Here is a 20,606-nt window from a genome sequence, read left to right on the forward strand (position 1 = left end):
GGACTAATTTGCGACATTAGCATAACGTTTCTCCAAAACTTCCACAAGGATCCACCATGACACTCCCACTGCCCCACCAATGGCAACTCACTGCTTTTGGACCAGAAAACTTGCGCTACGTTCCAGCCACACTGCCCCCGTTGGCACCCCATCAGGTTCTGGTTCGGGTGGAGGCGGTGGCGCTCAATTACCGCGACCTGATGCTGATTGAAAACCACTACGGCATGGCACCCATGCCGCCATTCACTCCAGGCTCGGACATGGCAGGCACGGTGCTCGAAGTGGGTTCCGCGGTCACACGCTGGCGTGGCGGCGAGCGCGTGATCAGCACCTTTGTAGCGGGCTGGCTGGACGGTGTTGCCCCCCCCGATACCGTGTCACTGGGCGGCCGCGGTCCCGGCATGCTGGCCACACATGTGGTCATGGACGCGCATTGGCTGGTGGCCGCACCGAGCACACTCACGGCTGCGGCAGCCAGCACCTTGCCGTGCGCGGCGCTGACCGCCTGGACCGGGTTGGTGGAAAACGGTCGGCTGCACGCCGGCCAGACCGTTCTCATCCATGGCACCGGCGGCGTTGCGTTGTTCGGGCTGCAAATTGCCCGCCTGCACGGCGCACGGGTGATTGTGATCTCTGGCGACGCCGACAAGCGCGCTCAAGCCCTGGCGCTGGGTGCCAACCATGTGCTGGACCGCGCCAGCGACTGGCCCGCCACCGTGCTGACCCTGACCCAGGGACGCGGCGCGGACCTGGTGCTGGAGACGGTGGGTGGTGTCAACCTGGGGCGTTCACTGCAGGCGCTGGCCATGGGCGGACATGTGGCGTTCATTGGGGTGCTCGACGGTAGCGAACTCGCAGGCTCCGGCTTCGACCTGATACACAAACGCGCCGTGATACAGAGTGTGAACGTGGGCCACCGCCGCGCGCTGGAAGCCTTGGTGCAGGCAGTGGACGCCAATACCCTGCAACCGGTGATTGCCGCCGAATATCCGGCGAATGATCTGCCTGCCGCATTCGAACACCTGGCACGCGGCGCGTTTGGCAAGGTGGTACTCACCTTCACACACTGATGGCTGGTGTCTGCGCTGGCCATCCTGGCGGAGTCTGGCCATGGATGCCGTGTATTTATTGTCTATAAAACTACTATTTTTATAGCAATCAGACCTCCATGGGTGTGCAGATTTCCACCAGAAAACCGTCCAGGTCCGCCACATAGGCCACGGTCTGGCCCCAGGGCATCTGCTCGGGCGGTTGCATCAGCGGCGCGCCGGCTGCCACAGCGCGGGTCACGGCAGCCGCCACGTCGTCGGTGGTGAAGGCGATCTCGAAACTCGGGGCTTTGGCGTCGGCAGGCTTGGGGTTCTTCTGCAACTGCGCCATCAACTGGCGCGAGGAGAACGCCAAGGTGGTGCTGCCGGTGTCGAGCTCGCCAAAATCACCGCTGTCGTGCAGGAATTTGACCGTCAGGCCAAAGGCCTGGGCATAAAAGTCCAGGCTGCGCCGGACATCGTCAACATACAAAATGGTGTAGCCGAGTTTCATGGAAGGCTCCTTGGTTTCAGACAGATCAGGCTGCCAGGATAAGGCGAACGCGCCCCTTTGTCTTGAATAAAACCGACCAACCGGTGGTCGCTGCCGGCCCCGGGTCACGAGGCATCCAACAGGTCATCAGCCCGCATAAAGGTTCATTATCTAACTATTCATTAGATAGCAAAACGGCCCCAGACAGGTAATGATCAAAAATCGCCAGCACGGGTTTTCAATGGCAGAATGGTGCCGCTGTGCGCCCCTGTGGAGAGTGCCAATTCCCTCGGGGGCCATCATCCAACACGGGAGTGACATCACCATGAAAACCAATTTTGCTTTTAACCTGGTGGACTGGCGTGGCCCGCATCAGGCTGCCGCGCGCAAGCTGCCCCTGACCACAGCGCTACTGTGCGGCGTGTTGTGCGGCCTGCCCAGCTGGGCCCAGCCAGCGGGCGCATCCGAGTCGCGCATTGCCCAGGTCACGCTCTACCCTGGCAGCGCCACCGTCGAGCGGGTGGCCAAAGTGGCGGCGGGTACCCGGAAGTTCACCTTCACCTGCCTGCCCGCCGGCCTGGATGTACCCAGCCTGAGCGTGACCGCCGACCCCTCGGTTCGCCTGGGCGAGCTCGCCACCCTGAATGAAGAGCGCGAGGCCAACCCGGCCTGCGCCGGCACGATGCTCGATGCCCGCATTCGCGAGCTGGAAGACAAAAAAGCCCTGCTGGCCGCCGAGACCGACGCCCTCACCCTGGTCACGGGTTACCTCAAGGGTCTGAGCCCGACCGACGACACGGCCAGTGGCGCCCGCGTCGGCACCGACCCGAAAAACCTGGCCGCCGTGAGTGATGTGCTGCGCCGCACCGGGCAAGACGCCCTGACGCGCCAGCACCAGCTCAAGCGCCAGCAGGAAGAGCTGGATCGCACCCTCAAACCGCTGCTGGCCGAACGCAGCCGGGTGCTGGCTGGCCGGACCAGGGTGGTGTCGGTCAGCGTCACGCTGGACGCCCCGCGCGAGGCCGAGCTGCGGCTGAGCTACCAGATCAACGGCCCCGGCTGGGCGCCCAGCTACCGTGCCCTGCTCGACAGCCGCAACAACACCCTCAAACTGGAGCGCCAGGCACAGGTGGCGCAAACCACGGGGGAAGACTGGCTGGGGGTGCCGATGCGCCTGTCCACCGGGCAGCCGCGCCGTGGCACCACCGGGCCACAGCCCTACCCCTGGCGCATTGGCATTGCCGAGCCGCAGCCGGTGGCGCTGGCCAAGATGCAGGCCCGGCCTGCCGCCGCCCCGGCACCGATGCGCAAGCTCGAAGCCCAGGACGGCGCAGCCCAGGCGCCGTCGTTTGACGTGAGTGTCTTCAACAGCACCTTTGCCACCGAATTTGCGGTGCCGCAGCGCATTGACGTGCCGTCCAGCGGCCAGCGCGTCACCTTGGCACTGGGGGCGCAGGAGGCCGCCGTGACCCTGCTGACGCGTACCAGCCCGTTGCAGGACGCCAGCGCCTGGCTGGTGGCCGAACTGCCCCAGCCCGACGGGGTGTGGCCCAGCGGCGCCCTGCAGCTGTACCGCGACGGTGCCTATGTCGGGGCCGACACTCTGCGCAGCGCCACCAAGGGCACCCTGGCACTGTCGTTTGGCCGTGACGAACTGGTTTCGGTGCGGGTCGAGCCACAGAAGGACATGCGCGGCAGCACCGGCTTTGTCGGTACCCGCGCCGAACGCACGGTGGAGCGCGCCTATACCGTGGAAAACCGCCACCACACCCCGATCAACCTGCAGGTGCTGGAAGCCTCACCGGTGTCCATCGACGAGAAGGTCACGGTGGACAACAAGTTCGCGCCCCCACCTGAAACCGCCCTCTGGAACGAACAGCCCGGCGTGGTGCAGTGGCGTACCCGGCTGGACGCCGGCAAGACGGCACGCTTCACGGCCCATTACGCCATCAGCTACCCCAAGGACGCCCAGCTTCAGTAAGACCGTCGTTCACGGGCCATCAGCCGGCTGAATCTGGCCGTCATTCCGAGGCGGCGTCAGACCGGCTTGACCCCGGGGTGCCACCAGCACAAAACGCTGCACCATGCCCTCGGGGGTGGCCACCTGGTCCTGAAACTCGGCCATTGGCCGCATCCAGGTGATGTCCTGGCTGTCACCCTGCATTGGTTTGTAAAGCACCCCGGGCTTCAGGGTGGCTTCAATCAGGCAGGTGCCCACCACGGTGTAGAGCCCACCCTTGTAATGCCGCAGTTGGGTTCCGGGCGTGAACTGGTGGACATTGGGAGCGCGAAAGGGCATGGGAGATCACCTTTTTTTGGAACGTTTGGGCTGCCGCGCGGCCAGTGCGGCCTCCAGCGCCAAACGCGCCCACGGCGCCATCTCGGGCGGCGACTCCATGGCTTCGTCAGGCGCGCTGTAGTAGTTCATGCTCTTGGGTTGCCCCTTGACCAGGTAGGTAAAACGCTCACAGCCTGCGGCCTCGAACCGGGCCCGGGTCTCGGGGCTGGCCTTGAGCCAGAGCCGCTCGCCACCACCCAGGTCGGCCAGCAGGGCCAGTGTCAGCCCATCGGTGCTGATGCCATAACCGCCAAACATCCGGCGTGCCACACACGGCCCGACCGTGGACAACAGTTCACAGCAGTATTGGGCAAATTCGTTGGCATGGGTGCTCATGGCAAAAGTTTAACCGTCTGAACCCGGTATCCGGGTGCAAAATCAGGCACTTGCTCATTGGTCTGTTGACCCCGCCGAGATCACCCATGCCTTCACTTCAAAACCTTGCCCTGTCCATGCTGGACCTGGTGGCCGTGCGCGAGGGCGGCAGCGTCGCCGACGCGCTGGCCATTGCGCTGCGCACTGCCCAACACGCCGAAGCTCTGGGCTTCAGACGCTACTGGCTGGCCGAACACCACAATATGGAGGGTATTGCCAGTTCGGCCACCGCCGTGCTGGTGGGACACATCGCTGCGGGCACGCAGCATCTTCGCGTTGGCGCCGGCGGCATCATGCTGCCCAACCACGCCCCGCTGGTGGTGGCCGAGGCGTTTGGCACGCTGGCCGAGCTGTACCCCGGGCGCATTGACCTGGGCCTGGGGCGCGCGCCCGGCACCGACCGTCTCACCATGCACGCCCTGCGCCGTGACCGCCTGGCCGAAACCGAACACGACTTCCCGCGTGACGTGGCGGAACTGCAAACCCTGCTGGGGCCGATACAGCCCGGGCAGCAGATCGTGGCCATGCCGGGCGCGGGCACCCAGGTGCCGATCTGGCTGCTCGGCTCCAGCCTGTATTCGGCCCAGCTGGCGGCTGAACGCGGTCTGCCCTACGCCTTTGCCTCCCACTTTGCCCCTCGGCTGCTGCACCCGGCCGTGGACATGTACCGCGCCCGGTTTCGCCCCTCCGACGTCCTGGCCAAGCCCTACGTCATGATCGGTGTGCCACTGATTGCCGCCGCCAGCGACGACGAAGCCGAACTGCTGGCCAGCAGCACGTATCAGCGCGTCCACGGTATCCTGAGCGGGCACCGCTCCCGCCTGCAGCCGCCGGCGCCGCATTTCATGGACCAACTGCTGCCACAGCAGCGCGCCGCCATTGGCGACTTCCTCGGTGCGGCTGTCATTGGCGGCCCGGACAAGGTGCGCCGGGGCCTGAACGCGCTGCTGCAGGACAGCCAGGCCGACGAATTCATGCTGGTGTGTGACATCTATGACCCGGCGCTGCGCCTGCGTTCGCTGGACATCGCGGCAGCGGCTTGTGCCGCCTGATCGGCACGTTTTGTGCTTGCTTTTGATACATGTCCACCAGCACACTCACCACCGCACCCCATACCGCGTTTGAAGACACCCAGGCGGTTTTCACCGGCACGCTGTTTGTCTCGCTGGCCCTGATTCTTTTCAACCAGTCCGGCCTGATCACGGGCGGCACCGCAGGGGTGGCGTTTGTGCTGCACCACCTCACCGGCATCAGCTTTGGCAAGCTGTTTTTTGCCGTGAATCTGCCGTTTTACGGCTTTGCCTGGCGCCGCATGGGGCGGGAATTCACCCTCAAGACACTCGCCGCCGTGAGCTTGTTGACCTTGATGACCGAGTGGTCGCCAGCGCTGTTTGCCATTGAACGCCTGCACCCGGCTTATGCCGCCATGCTTGGCGGTTTGTTGCTGGGCGCCGGCTGCCTGTTCTTGGCCCGGCACCGCGCCAGTCTCGGGGGCGCCACCGTGGTTTCACTGTATCTGCAGCAAACCCGCGGCTGGCGCGCCGGCAAGGTGCAGGTGGTGATCGATGTCACGGTGCTGGCCCTGGCCACCCTGCTGCTGCCGCTGCCGCAGGCCTTGTACTCCGTGCTGGGGGCGCTGGTGATGAGCCTGTTTCTGGCCATCAACCACCGGCCAGGACGCTACACCGGCAGCTGATCCTGACCCGGTTTGCAAGCAAAATAGGGCTCCAGCCCGGATATAGCATACTTATACAGCTATCATATTAATAGCAAATAGCCCAACCAAGTTACCCCAAGCTACTGTGGGCAGTGTTGTGGATAAGCGTGTTCACAAGCCGCCAAACCCGCGCCAGCATTGGTTTTGCCCGGACTGCCTGATTTTTAGGCACCTCCTCTGCCCGTAAACTCGCAGGCACTGTTCTCAAACCACACCCCCATGTCCACCACCTTGCCATTTGCCGACTTCCTCAACCAGGCCGGGCTAAACCGCCAGCATGTGTTCGATCTGGCCGCCCTGCCGCCAGACCTGGTCGCCCCGCTGGAACCCACACCGCACGAACGCCAGTTGATCCTGTTTGGCCACGCGGGCCGGCGTCTGTGGGAATGTGTGCAGGCCGAAGGCATTCACAGCGCCCACCCGATTGACGACTACAGTGTGCGCACCGTCCAGGCCTGGCTGGCCCAGGCGCTGCCGCAGGCGCGGGCCAGGGTGTTATTTCCTGGCGCCGGACGCATTGGTCTGCAGCGGCTGGGCGCCATCGCTGGCTGGCATCGCGCTGCCCCCTTCATGGTCGGCATCGACTCGGTATGGGGCAGCTGGTTTGCCTACCGCTGCGCGATCCTGACCGACACAACGCTGCCCGCATCGGCCCCGGTAGACAACGGTTACCCCTGCGACAGCTGTGTGGATAAACCCTGCATCAGCGCCTGCCCAGCGGGTGCCCTGGCCAGCGGCAAGTTTGATTTGCCAGCCTGCAACGCCGGCCGGCTGGCCGAAGGCTCCACCTGCGCTCTGGGCTGCCTGGCGCGGCGCGCCTGCCCGGTCGGTGCGCAACACCGCTACGAAGACAACCAGATCCGCCACAGCGCCGCCGGCTCACTGGCAGCCATCCGCCATTATTCAGCCACCGGTCAGGCCCCGGGTCAGGCGACCCGCACCGCCTAAGCCCCAAAAAACTTACCCCAAGCCACTGTGGGCAGCGTTGTGGATAAGCGTGTTCACAAGCCGCCAAACCCGCGCCAGCCTTGGCTTTGATCAGATTGCCTTGTTTTTGAGCACGGTTGCGCTGTTGTCGTCTACCGCACCACCTCGGACCGACAACGACGCCACAAGCACTGCGCGTCCTGATAGTCTGGCGTGTCCAGGCCCTCAGTAAACCAGCAGCTGACGGCCCCCAGCAGCTGTTGGGCCTGCGCCTGCTTGCCCTGGCTGAGCCACAGCCGCCCCAGGCTGGTGGCCACACGCAGCTCCAGCGATTTCGCCCCCTGCTGCTGGCAAATCGTCAGAGCCTGACCAAAGCAGGCTTCGGCCGCGGCAACATCAGGCAGCCACTGTCCCAGCAGGCATTCGCCCTGGAGCCGCAGGATCTCGCTTTCCTGAAAACGGTCATCCCTGGCCTGGGCCACAGCGAGCGCCGTGGTCGCCGTGGAAAGGGCCTCCTGCCACTGGCCCAAACGCATCTGGGCTTCAAGCAATGGCACCAGGAAAAACGCCTCGACCCCGCCCATCGCGGCACGCACCGTTGCCACACCCGATTGCAGTTGGGCAACCCCGTGGCCTTGCCCCTGCATGGTCACGGCCCAGCCCTGAAACGCGGTCCCCGTCAGCAACCACAACGGAAAGCCATGCTGGTGGGCCTGAACCATGGTGTCCTCGGCCATTTGCCGTGTGGTGCCGATCTGTCTCAGCCAACGCTGAAGCACCATGACGTGAGCGCAGGCATAACACTGGCTGTAGGGGTGATTGACTTCACGCGCCAGAGCCAGTGTCTTTTCACCAACCACCCGTGCCTGGTCAGGAAACCCCTGCAGCCATAACACCCAGGTCAACTGAGAGCCGGTGGAGACACAGATGTTTTCGCCCAATTCACGCACCATGATGTCGTGGTGCGCCGTCTGGTACAGCGCCATGCCTTGCTCCTGATGACGGCGCGCCTGACTCAGGCGACCGGTCCAGAGCAAGCTGTTGCCCATGGCGTAATGTGCCTTTTGCAGGTGCAGCGGATCTTGATCCCGCTGCGCCAGTTGCAACAGTTTCTTGGCCAGCTGCAGGGCATGGCCGTGCCCGGCACATGAACTTGCCCCCAGCCACAGGCCCCAGGTGGCCCTGAACAGTCCGGACCGCTCACCCAGCGCCTCGGCCAGTTGCGTGGCCTGTGTGTACTCGGCGCCGGCCTCCACCGAGCCATAACCCTGGACGGCGATCAGGATCGCCCCCAGGCGGGTGCGCGTCGTCAACACCAGTCGATCACGTTCTGCCGAAGGTGGCAGCGCCAACAGAAGTTGCAAACCGGTGTTGAGATGATCCAGGGCTTCCAGATGGGCCGAACTCAGCACCGCGCGTTGCCCGGCCTTGAGCCAGTAGTCGACCGCTTGCCGTGTGTCACCGCCTGCAGACAAATGGCGCGCCAACAATTCAGGCTGGACCGCGATCACGTCCGGGAAATGACTGAGCAGCGTTTGCGCAATACGTTGATGCGAAGCCTGCCGCACCAGCCTGGTTTGTGATTGATAGGCCGCCTCCTGAATCAAGGCATGCCTGAATTGGCAGGATGCCCCATCCACCCTGACGATCAGCCCCGCCTCCTCCAAGGTGCGCAAGCTGCGCGCCAGTTCGTTCGGTGCCGTGGCGGCAATGTGCGTCAACACAGCCAGATTGAACTGGCGCCCGATGGTGGCGGCAAGCTGTGCCGTGGTTTTGGCGTCTCCCAGACTGTCAATACGGCTGGCCAGCAAGTCGTGCAGCGTGGCCGGAATACTGGCCGGATTGCCGGACGAGGCCATTTTGGCCATCTCTTCCACAAACAGCGGCACACCATCGGCGCGCCCCACAATGCGGCGCCTGGTGACAACCGGCATGTCGGGCCGAAGGGCAGCCATCATGCGCATCATCTCGTCCACCCCCAGCGGGGCCAACACCAGGGTGCGCTCCAGCGATGACGGCCACGGTGGATCAAAGTCAGGGCGCGCGGTCAATATCGCCAAAATCGCCTGGGAACCTTTCTGCTCAATGAACAGTGTCAACCATTCCAGTGTGGACGGGTCCATCCAATGCAGGTCCTCCACGAGGAACAATACCGGTCGTTGCACCGCCAACGCATGAACCATCTCCATCAGCATACGGTTGATCTGCTCCTTCTGCTTTGACGGTGAGGAACCAAGCAGGGCGTACCGCTGATCCAGCGGCAGCGAAAAAAGACCTGTCAACAAGGGCACCGCCGTCGCCACCGAAGCCGGGAACCGGGTTTCAAGGTATGCAACCAGCTTGCCCGAGCGCACCGCAGCCGAATCGCCGGGCACAAAATCCAACAGCCGCTCCAGCATCACCAGCAGCGGGTGAAAAGGTGATTGGCTGAATTCCGGAAAACAACGCAACTCGCAAACAACATGCGGCTGGTCTGCCAGGCGCTGCTTCAGGGTGTGCAACAAGCGGGATTTGCCAATACCGGCCTCACCCTCAAGCAGTACCACGTGGCACGCGCCTTGCGTTGACGCTTGCCACAAACCGACCAGTTCCATGATTTCTGCCTTGCGGCCAATCAACGGCGTGAGTTGCGCGGCGGCGTCCAGTCGGGTGCGCACCCCATTTTCCCGGACCACTTCGAATATGTCCTGCTCGTGTCCACCACCAGGCAGCGTCTGTGCGCCCAGGCTGTGGCAATCGAAATATCCGGCCACCAGGTGGTGGGTGTCCTGACTGATCACCACCGGGTGCTGTGCTGGCCTGTGGCTCAACGCCATGGCGATACGGGTTGTTCTGCCGGACGTATCCGGCATGGATGAGTCTCTGCCGGTCATGATCAGACCCGTGTGCACACCGGCGCGGATGCCGACACCTGGAGCCGCCTCGCCCGTCAGCGCCAGCGCCGCCAGCACGGCGCGGTGGGCGACCTCTTCATGGGCCTGCGGATACCCAAAATATGCCAGCAGTCCCCCGCCATGCGCCTGGACAACATGTCCAGAAAACTGCGCCATGATCTCCACACAGCGCGCCTGGGGGGCGCGTAGCAGGGCCATGACCTCATCAGGATCGTCCATCACGGCGTGCACCAACTCGCAGTACACCACTGTCACCTGCCGCGACTGGGCCGGCTCGCCTGCCGGGCCGTGGCGCCGCGGCCTTGTCCCGTGCCACCCCTTAACGGGTGCGCCAAGACGAATCTGCTCAGCCAATTGCCGGGTTTCCTCGCTGGGCAGCACACCCAGTTCCTGCTTCAGCAAGCTGCAGCAACATGCATACTGACTCAGCGCTGCACCGCTGTGCCCCATTGACGCGTAATCACGCATGACCCGGCGGTGGCCCTCTTCGTCCCAGGGCGCCAATTCGGTGTACCTCAAGGCCGCCTGCAAAACCTTGTGCTGCTGCCCCATGGGCCCATAACGCGTGTAGAGCTGATCGAGCAAAGTCAAGGCCTGCCGATGCAGGATTTCCCGCTGGCGCTGGAGCCAGTCATTCAACTCCGGGCAGTCCGGGATGAACAGGCCGGCCAGGAACTCCCCCCGATAGAGCGCCATGCGCTGCTCCAGCCGATGGAGCTCAGCTGCCGGCGTAGCCGCTGATGCCGCATCGGTTCCCAGGAAATCCATCACATCCACATGGTGGGCCAGGGAGGCCGGAAAGCGCAGTGCTTTCGGGGAGCGGTCAACCGAGCTGGCCGCCGACTTGCCGCCTGTGTCTGCTGCACCAAGCTCGGCCAACGCGGCACGCAGGTCAAACAGGCAACGCCGCAGATTGCCCCGTGCCGTCGTTGCCGGGACCGTTGGCCAGAACAACTTCGCCAAATGTTCACGGCGTTGTTCCTGCGGCTGCATCACCAGATAGGCCAACAACACGCGCAATTTGTCATAAGAAAATTTCCGCAGCGCCACCCCCCCGACACTGACAGAGAAGCCTCCAAAAAATCTCACTTGCAACAACTGTTGTTGTGGCGCTGCCTTCTCGGCTGCTTTGGCATTCATGTCGTTGTCATGCGGGAACGAGCGCCCCATTCAAAACGCGCAGCAATTCCAGCGCCGCCTGAAAGTCACGCGTGTCTCGGCCCTGCGCAAACCAGCGGCAAACCTCTTCCAGCAAATGCCGCGCCTGGGCAGACTGGCCTTGTGATTGCCAAAGACGCGCCAGGCTGATCGCAGCACGCAACTCCAAAGATCTGGCCTGTTGTCGGCGGCTGACCGCCAGCGCCTGGGCAAAGCAGGCTTCGGCCTGGGCGACGCTGGCGGTGGACAGCCCGAGCAAACACACGCCCTGGAGCCGGTACAACTCAGCGGTGAAATGGCCATCACCACAACGCTGCGCGTCCGCCTGGGTCTGCACCAACAGGCAGTGCGCCTCTTCGTACCGGCGCAAATGCACATAGGCCTCCACCAGGGGGACCAAAAATGCCACCGAGATGCCCCCCATCGCCTGCCGCATTCGGCTCACACTTGACTGGAGTTCGGCAATACCTTCGTCGTGCTGCCCGTGCATCACCATGGCCCAGCCGTGCGACATTTCACCCACCGTCAACCAGACCGAAAGACCATGCTGGCGCGCCAGGGAAATCGTTTCGGCAGACAGGGACAACGCTTGAGCAGACAGGCCCATCCAGCGATAGAGTGCCAGCGCAAAACTCATGGCTGAGGCCAGCGTCTGCGGACGGTCTGAGCACGCTCGCGCCTGGTTCAGCATGCGATCACACACCGCCAGCGCCTGATCCGCAAACCCAAGCAAATACAACGCCCACGACATGTAGGCCATGGGCCCGGACTGATCCTGATTAAATCGCGCCAGCAACTCCTGGCTGTGCTCTGGCTGATACAGCGCCAGCGCCTGCCTGGCATGGGTACAGGTGGTTTCAAAGTCACCCAGCCAGTAAGCCGCATTGGCCACGACATAGTGCGCCGCCTGCAGTCTCAGGGGATCACCATGTGCCATGCCCAACAACTGCCTGGCTGACTTCAGCACCTCACGCTTGTGTGAGCCCACAACGGTCAGGGTGTTGATCACCAGCGCCCATCTCGCCTGAAACAGTTCCGGGCTGTCCCCCACCTGGTCACACAACACCGAAATGCGTGCATTCGCCTGTGACGCCTCCAGCGAGCCATACCCTTTTGCGCTGTAGAGCACCGGGCACAGGTTGACCAGAATTCTGAATTCGGACTGATCCCGGTTCAAACCGGTCGGCAGCGCCTCCACCAGCTTCAGGGCGGCATGCAAATGGCCGATGGCCTCCTGATTGGACGAGCGCTGAGCGGCATGGCGAGCAGCCGTCATCCAGCAGTCCATGGCAGGACAGATTTCCCCAGCCGCGGACAAGTGTTGTGCCAGAAGTTCTGGCTGCTGCGCAATGAATTCCTGGAAATCGCTTTGCAGCACCTGCGCGATCCGTCGGTGTGCGGCCTGCCGATCTGGTGTTGATTGGGATTGATAAGCGGCCTCCTGAATCAACGCGTGTTTGAATTGGCCTGTGGTGTCACTCACGTTCAAAATCAGGCCAGCATCACGCAAAGCGTCCAGTTGGGTTACCAATTCGCCGGCACTGGAGGGGTGGATTTTCCGCAGCAAAGCCAAGTCGAACTCGCGCCCCAGCGTGGCTGCCAGCTGGGCGGCGTGTCTGGCCGAACCCAGCATGTCCATGCGCGCGGCCAGCAAATCCTGCAGTGTGGCCGGTATCCCCGCCGGGTTGCCAGACGCAGCGATTTTGGTCATCTCCTCAACATACAACGGCACCCCGTCGGCGCGTTCCACAATGCCATGAACCGCTTCCGGCATCATGTCGGCACGGATGGCGGCGACCATGGAGGTCACCTCGTTTTTTGTCAACGGACGCAAGTCCAAGGCCTTCATCAAGGCGGGCGGCCAGGGTGCGATGAATTCAGGCCGGGCCGTCAGCACCACCAAAACCGGGCTTTTGGCCGTCTGGCGAATCAACCGCGTCAACAGTTCCAATGTGGAAGGGTCGATCCAGTGCAGGTCTTCCACCACCAGCAACGTGGCTTGCCGTGTTGTCAGGCTGCTCAACAATGCCAGAAGAACCGCCAGTATCTGCTCCTGCTGTTGGGGCGCCGCAAGCACAGGTGCCGCACTGGGCGCCAGCGGCAGGGAAAACCATTGCGCCAGCAGCCCGACCATGTCGAGGCCCGGCGTCCAGTCGTGCCTGGCCAGAGACGCCTGAAGTTTGTCAAATTTGGCCTTGGGCGTGTCCCCCGTGGCAAAACCCAAGGTCCCCTCCAGCATCACCAGGAGTGGGTGAAACGGCGACTGGGCATACTCCGGGAAGCAACGCCATTCACACAGTGCAAAAGCTGACCCCGCCAGTCGCGCTTTCAGAGCATGCAGCAAACGCGATTTACCCATGCCCGCCTCGGCTTGTAGCATCACCACCTGGCGTTCACCCCGCATCCCCTGGCGCCACCACGACAACAGCTGTGCCATTTCCGCCTCACGCCCGATCAAAGGTGTGAGCTGCGCTGCGGCATCCAGCCGGTGCTGCGCGCCACTTCTCCCGAACACACGCACCGCTTCACCACCGTCACACGGCAGCGGTTCATCTGCGGCAGCACAATCAAAATACCCTGCCACGATGTGATGCGTCGCCCGGCTGATCAGCACCTCCCGGGGCGCCGCCTGTTGGCACAGGCCCATGGCCACCTTCGTGGTCTGACCCGAGGTGTCGGGCATGACCGAAGACCCGCCGGTCACCACCAGACCGGTGTGAATGCCCACCCGCAGGTCAACACCGCAGCACACCTCATCCACCACGGCCAAAGCCGCCTGCACAGCCTGGCGGGCAGCATCCTCGCGGGCGCAGGGGAAACCGAAATAGGCCAACAAACCACCCCCGTGGGTTTGTACGACATGCCCTGAAAACTGCCGCAGAATATCCACGCAACGCGCCTGCCGGGGACCGAGCGCCGCCACCATCTCCTCCAGATCCTCGACACCCGCCAGGCCCAATTCGCAACACAACACGGTCACCTGGCGGCGCTGCGGCAACAGCGGCTCCCCAATGGACCATCCTTCCTCCCACACCGTGCCTGGAGGCATCGTCAACAAGGTGCCGCCGCGAATCTGCTCTGCCAGTTGCCTGGTTCTTTCCTCAGGTTGCGCACCCAGCAGACTCTTCAGCTGGCTGCTGCAAAGCTCATACTGACGCAGGGCCGCGCCACTTTGACCGCTCAAGGTATACAAACGCATGGCCCGGCGCTGGGCCGTCTCGTCACACGGCTCCAGCTCGGCATAACGCAAGGCAAATGGCAAAGCCTGACGGTAGCGGCCGCGTTGCTCATACCAACTGCTCAGCTTTTCCAGCAAAAACAAGGCGCGACGATGCAAGGCAGCGCGCTGTTTTTGCAGCCAGTCCTGAAAACCGGGACAGTCAGGCAAGGACATGCCGGCCAGGAACTGGCCCCGATAAAGGGCCAGGATGCGTTCCTCATGCTCAATCGCAAGGACACTGTCTGGCGCATGGGGGGCGTCTGCGACAAAATCCATCACATCCACAGACCCTTTTGCGATGAACTGCAAGCTCACTTTGCTGGCTGAAAGCACGGCCGCCCCGCAAGGACGCTCAAGCGCCTGACGCAAATCGGTCAGGGTTCGGCGCAAGTTGCCACGCGCAGTGGTGGCATCGCTGCCGCACCACAACAAGCCGGCCAATACTTCCCGTTTGTGATGTTGCTCCCGTCCCATGACCAGGTAGGCCAACAAGGCGCGCATCTTCTGATAAGACAAGCCGGTGACTGGATGGCCATTGAGCCGTGCCTCAAACCCGCCCAAAAAAAACCACTGGAAGTCAGGGCCTGGAGAAGACCATGCGGTCATGGCCTAGACCAGCGCCGTCTGGCAGCCCGACATGACCCGCTGCAGGGCGGCGCGCAATTCATCGGGTTGCAAGGGCTTGTGCAACACGGGAAAGCCGCCTTCACGGATTTCAAGAATCCGGTCCGGTGCGGTGTCCCCGGTCACCAGCAAGGCAGGCACATCCACACAAAACTCCATGCGCACCTTGTCAATGGCGTCCAGCCCGTTTTCCGTGCCGCGTAACCGGTAATCACACACCAGGACATCGGGCGGCGTGGGGTAGGCCGCCAATTGCTCCACCGCATCGTCCCCGGTAGCTGCTGTCACCACCACACAACCCCACTGTCTGAGCAACATGCCAATGGCGGCGCGAATCGCTGCCTCATCATCAATCACCACAATCAGTCGCCCGACCAGGCTGCCCGCGCCAACTTCGGGTTTGTCAGCCGGCTCCGGCGCGTGCTCAAACGTGTCTTCACATTCAAAATCCACGGCAAACATCGAGCCCCGCCCGGGCTCGGACTGCAGGTGAATCGGCGCACCCAGCAGGTTGGACACCCGGTTGACAATGGCCAGCCCCAGACCCAGCCCCTTGGTGCGGTCACGCTCGGGGTTGGACAACTGGAAATACTCCTCAAACACGGCTTGCTGTTTGTCCTGCGGAATACCGGTCCCGGTGTCAAAAACGGCCAACCGCAACAGCTGGCCGCGCCGGCGGCAAGCGACCAGAATTTTGCCCTGGTGGGTGTAGCGCACCGCGTTGGATACCAGATTACGCACGATGCGCTCGGCCAACGCCGGGTCCGTGCGGATGAACCGACTTGACTTGACCACCCGCAAATCCAGCCCTTTTTCCCTGGCCGGGGGTTCGAACTCCACCCGGATGCGCTCCAGCAGCTGGCTGACCGGAAAGATGGTCAGGTTCGGTGTCACGGCACCAGCATCCAGACGCGACATGTCCAGCAACACGCTGAACATGTCGTCCATGGCCACGGCGCACTGCCGGGCGTAAGACAACAACAGCTGCGCCTCCGAAGACAGCTCGACATTCTCCATGGCACCGTGGTACAGGTTCAGGGCGTGCATGGGCTGGCGCAAATCATGGCTGGCCGCTGCCAGAAAACGCGACTTGGCCAGGTTGGCGTTTTCCGCCGCTTCTTTCTGCAAAGTCAACTCACGCACCAGGTCCAGGTTCTGGAAACGCAACAGCAGAGAGTCAATATAACTGCGGTTGAACCGTTGGCCGGACCACAACATGAACAGCAGATACAGAAAGGTGGCCACGCCCATCCCGCCGTGCAGCATCGTTCCCTGCCCCATCAATGCCGCAATGGTGAGTGTCATCAACACCAGGAAAAAGCCACGAAAAGACGGGAAATAGGCCCCCAGGCTGAACATGCCCCCCACCGTCAGGATGGCCATCCCGGCCAGCATCGCAAACTGGTACGTTGGCACCCCGGCAGAAATCACCACCGCCGACATGACACCCCAAAGCAGGCCCAGCAAAATGTTGCCAATCACATTCCAATGAAACCATTGGCGCATCAACCTGGGGTCACCCAGACTCGCACGCGGATAACGCCGACGCAAGCCGAAGGTCCAGGCCATGTTGCCGACAAACAGCAACAGCCATACCGACAGAAAGAGCTGCAGTGCCCCCAGCCCGAGGAACACAATCACAAAGGCACACAAGGCACCACCAAAATTGCCCCATAACACCAAAGGGCTGCCATCATGCAGGTTACGCGCCTGTTCGAGCCGGACCGCCTCGTCTCTACTCATCAGATTCCCCGATGTCTTGATGGCACATCGCCCGCTCAGGCCAGCAACTTCAAATTGCGGGCCTGCCGGACCGCCTGCAGACGGCTCACCACACCCAGGGCCTGAAACAGCGCCGTGATATGGTTTTTGACCGTCTTCTCGGACAACCCCAGCTGCAGGGCAATATCCTTGTTGGTCAGGCCCTGGTCAAACATCAGCAAGATGTCAAGCTGGCGTGCGGTGAGCTGGGGCGCTACGGCCTGAGCCGCCTGGGCGGCCACAGGCGCTGGCAGGCTGGCACTGCTGCCGTGTGCCAGCGCCACCTTCACCGCATTGAGAATGGAGGCGGAAGCCTTGCTCTTGGGCACAAAGGCGCAGGCCCCCAGGCTGAGCATACGCTCGGGAATCCCATCAAACTCGTTGGCTGAAACCACAATCACCGGTGCCCCACCACTGCGCGTTTGCAAGGCCTTGATCAAACCGCCGCCATCCGCGTCAGGCAAACCACAATCCAGCAACACCACATCCAATGGCGTGTGAAATTCGGCCTGCTCCAACGCCTGCGCGGCTGTGGCCGCTTTGAAAATTTCCACACCACCAGGCAAGGAGGACACCAGCATTGCCAGACCATCACGCACCAGCGGATGGTCATCCACGATCAGAATTTTGTACGGCACGTTATCTCCCCCGGTATTTGACTTTGCAACCCGCTGTTCCTGAATGGACCTTGAGCATCATGGGTTGCCTCACGTTAACACCATCACTCTGAACACTCGCGCAACCGGGACCTTTGTCCCACCAGGGCACAGCGTAGTGCATTGCGAACGTTTGGTGAACGCCTGCGCCATAGCATCCGCCAACAATTCCCGTTTTGGGTCGTCTGATCGGCCCACCACACACCCATCTCCACCGCCAATACAAACCATGAAAACTCAGAAGCCATTCCTTTGTGCAGTCCTCCTGCTCGCCGCCACAGCGGCGCACGACGCCTCCGCACAAGTCATTCTTGGGTTCAGCACAACCACCGTCAGCCCGGTGCCACTGTCGCCCTGGCTGACAGCGACCATGACTTTGATGCTGGCAGTGATGGGCCTGGTGTTTATCCGCCGGAAAACCGGGCGCGGGTTGTTTCTGTTGACGCTGTCGATGCTGACCGGCGCTACCACGCTGCTGCAGACGAACAACGGCTACGCCTATGGCGCCCCCATACTGCAGGCACTGGGCATCAGCGGCCATGAACTGACCGGAACCGATGTGGCGTGGATGACGCCCGGGCCAGTGTGCGGCCCGATTGGTTATGTCTGGATCAAGAGTGGTGCGGGCACAGCCGCCATTTCCTCGATCAGTTACCGTGCCGGTTATTCAGCCCTTGATCCGAGCAGCCCCCCGGCGCCAACCGATGTGGCACTGCCAACCCCGGCAACGCCGGTCTGCAGCATCGGAACCAGCTTGACAGGACCTGACTCCTGCATCGTCTGGTACCAGAAAGCGGGCCCGTGTTAATGGCATTTTTGCCACATAGCCCGCGTACACAAACAATATATAGCTATTGAATTTATAGCAATCACCAACCAGAGACTGACCAGGCTGGGTGAATAGGCTGCGGCCTTGACCCTGACCTTACGTCAGGGTTGATACTGTGACCTCCGGTGGCGCCACGGTGGCCTGCCCCATCACGTCAAGGAGCCCTGTCGTGCACCTCAAAGTTGGCGAACTGGCCAAGCGCACCGGCCTGACGGTGCGCACCCTGCACCACTATGACAGCATTGGCCTGCTGACACCTTCGGCCCGCTCCGAGGCAGGCTACCGGCTCTACAACCAGGCCGACGTCGGCCGCCTGCACAGCATCCAGGCACTGCGCCACCTGGGCTTGCCGCTGGCCGACATTGCCAGCATGCTGGCGCGCGGTGGTGAAGGCCTGAGCGACACCATTGCCCGACAAATCCGCGCCCTGGACCATGAAATCACCCAAGCTACCGAACTGCGCGCGCGGCTGCACCTGCTGCAAGACCGCCTGGCCGCGGGCAGCGAGCCCGACATGAGTGACTGGCTGTCCACCCTGTCGCTGATGAGCACCTATGCCAAGTATTTCAGTAGTGATGAAATCCGGCTGATCCTGGACAACCGCAAAGCCCAAAGCGCCAGCTGGGAGCGCCTGATTGGCGAGGTTCGGCAGGCCATGCAACAGCAACAAGCCGCTGACAGCCAGCCGGTGCAGTCACTGGCCCTGCGCTGGATGAACCTGACGCTGGCGATGATGAACGACAACTTTCATCTGATTGACCGCTGGGGCCAGATGTACAACACTGAACCCAAGGGCCAGTTCAAGAACGGCCCCGGCCCTGAAGTGATCAGCTACATCAGTGCCGCCATCACCTTGCGCATGGCGGCCATGCAGCGCCACATGACCCCGGCGGAATTGCGCACGCTGCGTACCATCCCGGAAACGGTCATCACTCAACTGACACAAGAGGCCCATACGCTGCATACCAGCCGGGCTGACCCGACCTCTACCGCCGCCAGGGCTTTCGTCGCGCACTGGGAACAGGTGATGCTGAACCTGTGTGGCGGCCAGCCCGCGCTGTTGCGCAAGTTGATCGCGGCCTTCAACGCCGAACCTCTGTTGCAAGGCACCACGGTGTTTGACGACATCACCCTGGACGTGATCCAGCGCACCCTGGCCGCGCAAGGTCATCCTTTGAGTGCACCAAAAAGTGCTTGACCCTCACCTTGCGTGAGGGCTGAACATTCGGGTCTTGACAACGCTTCTCAGGAGGACAAGCCATGCACCCACACCCGACCGACCCCGCCCGCGCAACGCTGATGCGCGACAAAAACTTTCGCTGGCTGATGAGCGGCGCCGTGATTTCCATGCTGGGCGACCAGTTCACGCTGGTGGCACTACCCTGGCTGGTGCTGCGTTTGACCGGCGACACACTGGTGCTGGGCACCGTGCTGGGGCTGATGAGCCTGCCACGCGCGCTGTTCATCCTGATTGGCGGCGCGGTGGTGGACCGCTACTCACCCAAGCGCGTGCTGATGCTCACCAAATACGTCAACACCCTGCTGCTGGCGGCCCTGGCCGGGCTGGTGCTGACCGGAGGCCTGGCACTGTGGACGGTGTACACGCTGGCCTTGGCCATCGGGCTGGCCACGGCGTTCAGCATTCCCTCGGCCACCTCGATGCTGCCGCATGTGATGGCGCGCGCGCAGCTGCCCGCCGCCAACAGCCTGATGATGGGCTTGCGCCAGCTGTCGATGTTTGTCGGCCCGCTGCTGGCCGGGGTGCTGATTGCGCTGTTTGGCGATGGTGCTTCAGGCAACGCGTCTGGCACGGTGCCCGATGCGCTTGGCCTGGGCGTGGCTTTTGGCCTGGACGCCTTGAGTTTTGCCGTCTCGGCCTGGACGCTGGCGCAGGTGCGCCTGCACCCGGCCAGCCCGGCGGCGCAGGGGGCTGGACCAGCCGCCCATGAACCGGTGTTCCACGCGGTCAAGACCGGCCTGCGCCACCTGTGGCAGGACCAGGACCTGCGCCGGTGTTTCATCTACTGGGCTGCGGTGGCGGTGCTGATCACCGGACCGGTGCAGATTGCCATGCCGGTGCTGGCCAGCACCCTGCAGCTCGGCGCGGCGGCGCTGGGCATCCTGCTCGGCGCCCATGGCGCCGGCACGCTGGTGGGCATGGCGGTGTCCGGCGCCCGGCCGGGCCTGCGCCTGGGCACGCTGGGCCTGACCATGCTGAGCATCGACGCGTTGGTGGGCCTGCTGTTCATGCCCATGGGGCTGATCACAGCCACCTGGCAGGGCGCCACACTGCTGGGGGCCATTGGCGTGTTGGGCGGCTTCATGCAGGTGGCAATCTTCAGCTGGCTGCAGCAACGCACCCCGGCGGCGCTGATGGGCCGGGTGATGAGCATGTTCATGTTCATCTTTCTGGGGTTGGCCCCGCTGTCGGGGGCGGTCACCGGCTGGGCGATGCGTGCCATCACCCTGCCCCAGCTGTTTCTGGGCTGCGGCGGCCTGCTGCTGTGTCTGGCGCTGGGTGCCATGCTGACTTCCCCCCTGCGGCAGGTCACCGATGCCATCACGCAGCCCTGACGGCGTCATGGA

General features: G+C 63.0%; 15 protein-coding genes. 8 read left to right on the forward strand and 7 right to left on the reverse strand.

The features are described 5' to 3' along the window. Positions 1–56: 56 nt before the first annotated feature. The gene (locus tag PHW99_RS04655) at positions 57–1,070 is read left to right on the forward strand and encodes an NAD(P)-dependent alcohol dehydrogenase (RefSeq protein ID WP_300174279.1); all 1,014 of its coding nucleotides are present in this window, start codon (positions 57–59) and stop codon (positions 1,068–1,070) included. Positions 1,071–1,158: 88 nt separating this feature from the next. Here the strand turns inward: PHW99_RS04655 and PHW99_RS04660 are convergent, their stop codons facing one another. After that, positions 1,159–1,542, reverse strand: coding sequence for a VOC family protein (locus tag PHW99_RS04660; protein ID WP_300174281.1), 384 nt, complete (start codon positions 1,540–1,542; stop codon positions 1,159–1,161). Between the two features lie 304 nt (positions 1,543–1,846). Here PHW99_RS04660 and PHW99_RS04665 point away from each other — a divergent pair, with 304 nt between their 5' ends. Next, positions 1,847–3,502 (forward strand): DUF4139 domain-containing protein, encoded by a 1,656-nt coding sequence (locus PHW99_RS04665; protein ID WP_300174282.1) that lies wholly within the window; start codon positions 1,847–1,849, stop codon positions 3,500–3,502. 9 nt (positions 3,503–3,511) lie between these two features. On the opposite strand, the gene PHW99_RS04670 is transcribed toward PHW99_RS04665, so the two are convergent. After that, a complete protein-coding gene (locus PHW99_RS04670; protein WP_300174283.1) occupies positions 3,512–3,820 on the reverse strand; it encodes a DUF1653 domain-containing protein in 309 nt (102 codons plus the stop codon). A gap of 6 nt (positions 3,821–3,826) precedes the next feature. After that, positions 3,827–4,195 carry a TfoX/Sxy family protein gene (locus PHW99_RS04675; protein ID WP_300174285.1) on the reverse strand — a complete coding sequence of 123 codons (369 nt, stop codon included), beginning with the start codon at positions 4,193–4,195 and terminating at the stop codon, positions 3,827–3,829. A gap of 86 nt (positions 4,196–4,281) precedes the next feature. Between PHW99_RS04675 and PHW99_RS04680 the strand changes: the two genes are divergently transcribed. From PHW99_RS04680 to PHW99_RS04690, 3 genes are all read left to right on the forward strand, one after another. Next, the gene (locus PHW99_RS04680) at positions 4,282–5,286 is read left to right on the forward strand and encodes an LLM class flavin-dependent oxidoreductase (protein WP_300174287.1); all 1,005 of its coding nucleotides are present in this window, start codon (positions 4,282–4,284) and stop codon (positions 5,284–5,286) included. A 29-nt stretch (positions 5,287–5,315) separates the two neighbouring features. Continuing rightward, positions 5,316–5,930, forward strand: coding sequence for a YitT family protein (locus PHW99_RS04685; protein WP_300174289.1), 615 nt, complete (start codon positions 5,316–5,318; stop codon positions 5,928–5,930). Between the two features lie 240 nt (positions 5,931–6,170). Further along, complete coding sequence (locus PHW99_RS04690; protein WP_300174291.1) at positions 6,171–6,899, forward strand: hypothetical protein; 729 nt, start codon at positions 6,171–6,173, stop codon at positions 6,897–6,899. A gap of 131 nt (positions 6,900–7,030) precedes the next feature. Here the strand turns inward: PHW99_RS04690 and PHW99_RS04695 are convergent, their stop codons facing one another. The 4 genes from PHW99_RS04695 to PHW99_RS04710 are packed head-to-tail and all read right to left on the reverse strand — an operon-like array spanning position 7,031 to position 17,173. Further along, the gene (locus tag PHW99_RS04695) at positions 7,031–10,912 is read right to left on the reverse strand and encodes a BTAD domain-containing putative transcriptional regulator (protein ID WP_300174293.1); all 3,882 of its coding nucleotides are present in this window, start codon (positions 10,910–10,912) and stop codon (positions 7,031–7,033) included. Positions 10,913–10,919: 7 nt separating this feature from the next. Continuing rightward, a complete protein-coding gene (locus tag PHW99_RS04700; RefSeq protein WP_300174295.1) occupies positions 10,920–14,756 on the reverse strand; it encodes an AAA family ATPase in 3,837 nt (1,278 codons plus the stop codon). 3 nt (positions 14,757–14,759) lie between these two features. Next, on the reverse strand, positions 14,760–16,517 hold the full coding sequence (locus tag PHW99_RS04705) for a hybrid sensor histidine kinase/response regulator (protein WP_300174297.1): 1,758 nt from the start codon (positions 16,515–16,517) through the stop codon (positions 14,760–14,762). A gap of 35 nt (positions 16,518–16,552) precedes the next feature. Beyond that, the gene (locus PHW99_RS04710) at positions 16,553–17,173 is read right to left on the reverse strand and encodes a response regulator transcription factor (RefSeq protein ID WP_300174298.1); all 621 of its coding nucleotides are present in this window, start codon (positions 17,171–17,173) and stop codon (positions 16,553–16,555) included. A 388-nt stretch (positions 17,174–17,561) separates the two neighbouring features. Here PHW99_RS04710 and PHW99_RS04715 point away from each other — a divergent pair, with 388 nt between their 5' ends. The 3 genes from PHW99_RS04715 to PHW99_RS04725 all read left to right on the forward strand — a co-directional run bounded on the left by PHW99_RS04715 (position 17,562) and on the right by PHW99_RS04725 (position 20,594). Continuing rightward, a complete protein-coding gene (locus tag PHW99_RS04715) occupies positions 17,562–17,999 on the forward strand; it encodes a hypothetical protein (protein ID WP_300174299.1) in 438 nt (145 codons plus the stop codon). A 190-nt stretch (positions 18,000–18,189) separates the two neighbouring features. Continuing rightward, positions 18,190–19,218, forward strand: coding sequence for a MerR family transcriptional regulator (locus PHW99_RS04720; protein WP_300174300.1), 1,029 nt, complete (start codon positions 18,190–18,192; stop codon positions 19,216–19,218). 62 nt (positions 19,219–19,280) lie between these two features. Further along, positions 19,281–20,594, forward strand: a complete 1,314-nt coding sequence (locus tag PHW99_RS04725) for an MFS transporter (protein WP_300174301.1) — start codon at positions 19,281–19,283, stop codon at positions 20,592–20,594. Positions 20,595–20,606: the final 12 nt, after the last annotated feature.

Origin of the sequence: Rhodoferax sp. (assembly GCF_028689305.1) — a bacterium.
Lineage (GTDB): Bacteria > Pseudomonadota > Gammaproteobacteria > Burkholderiales > Burkholderiaceae_C > Rhodoferax.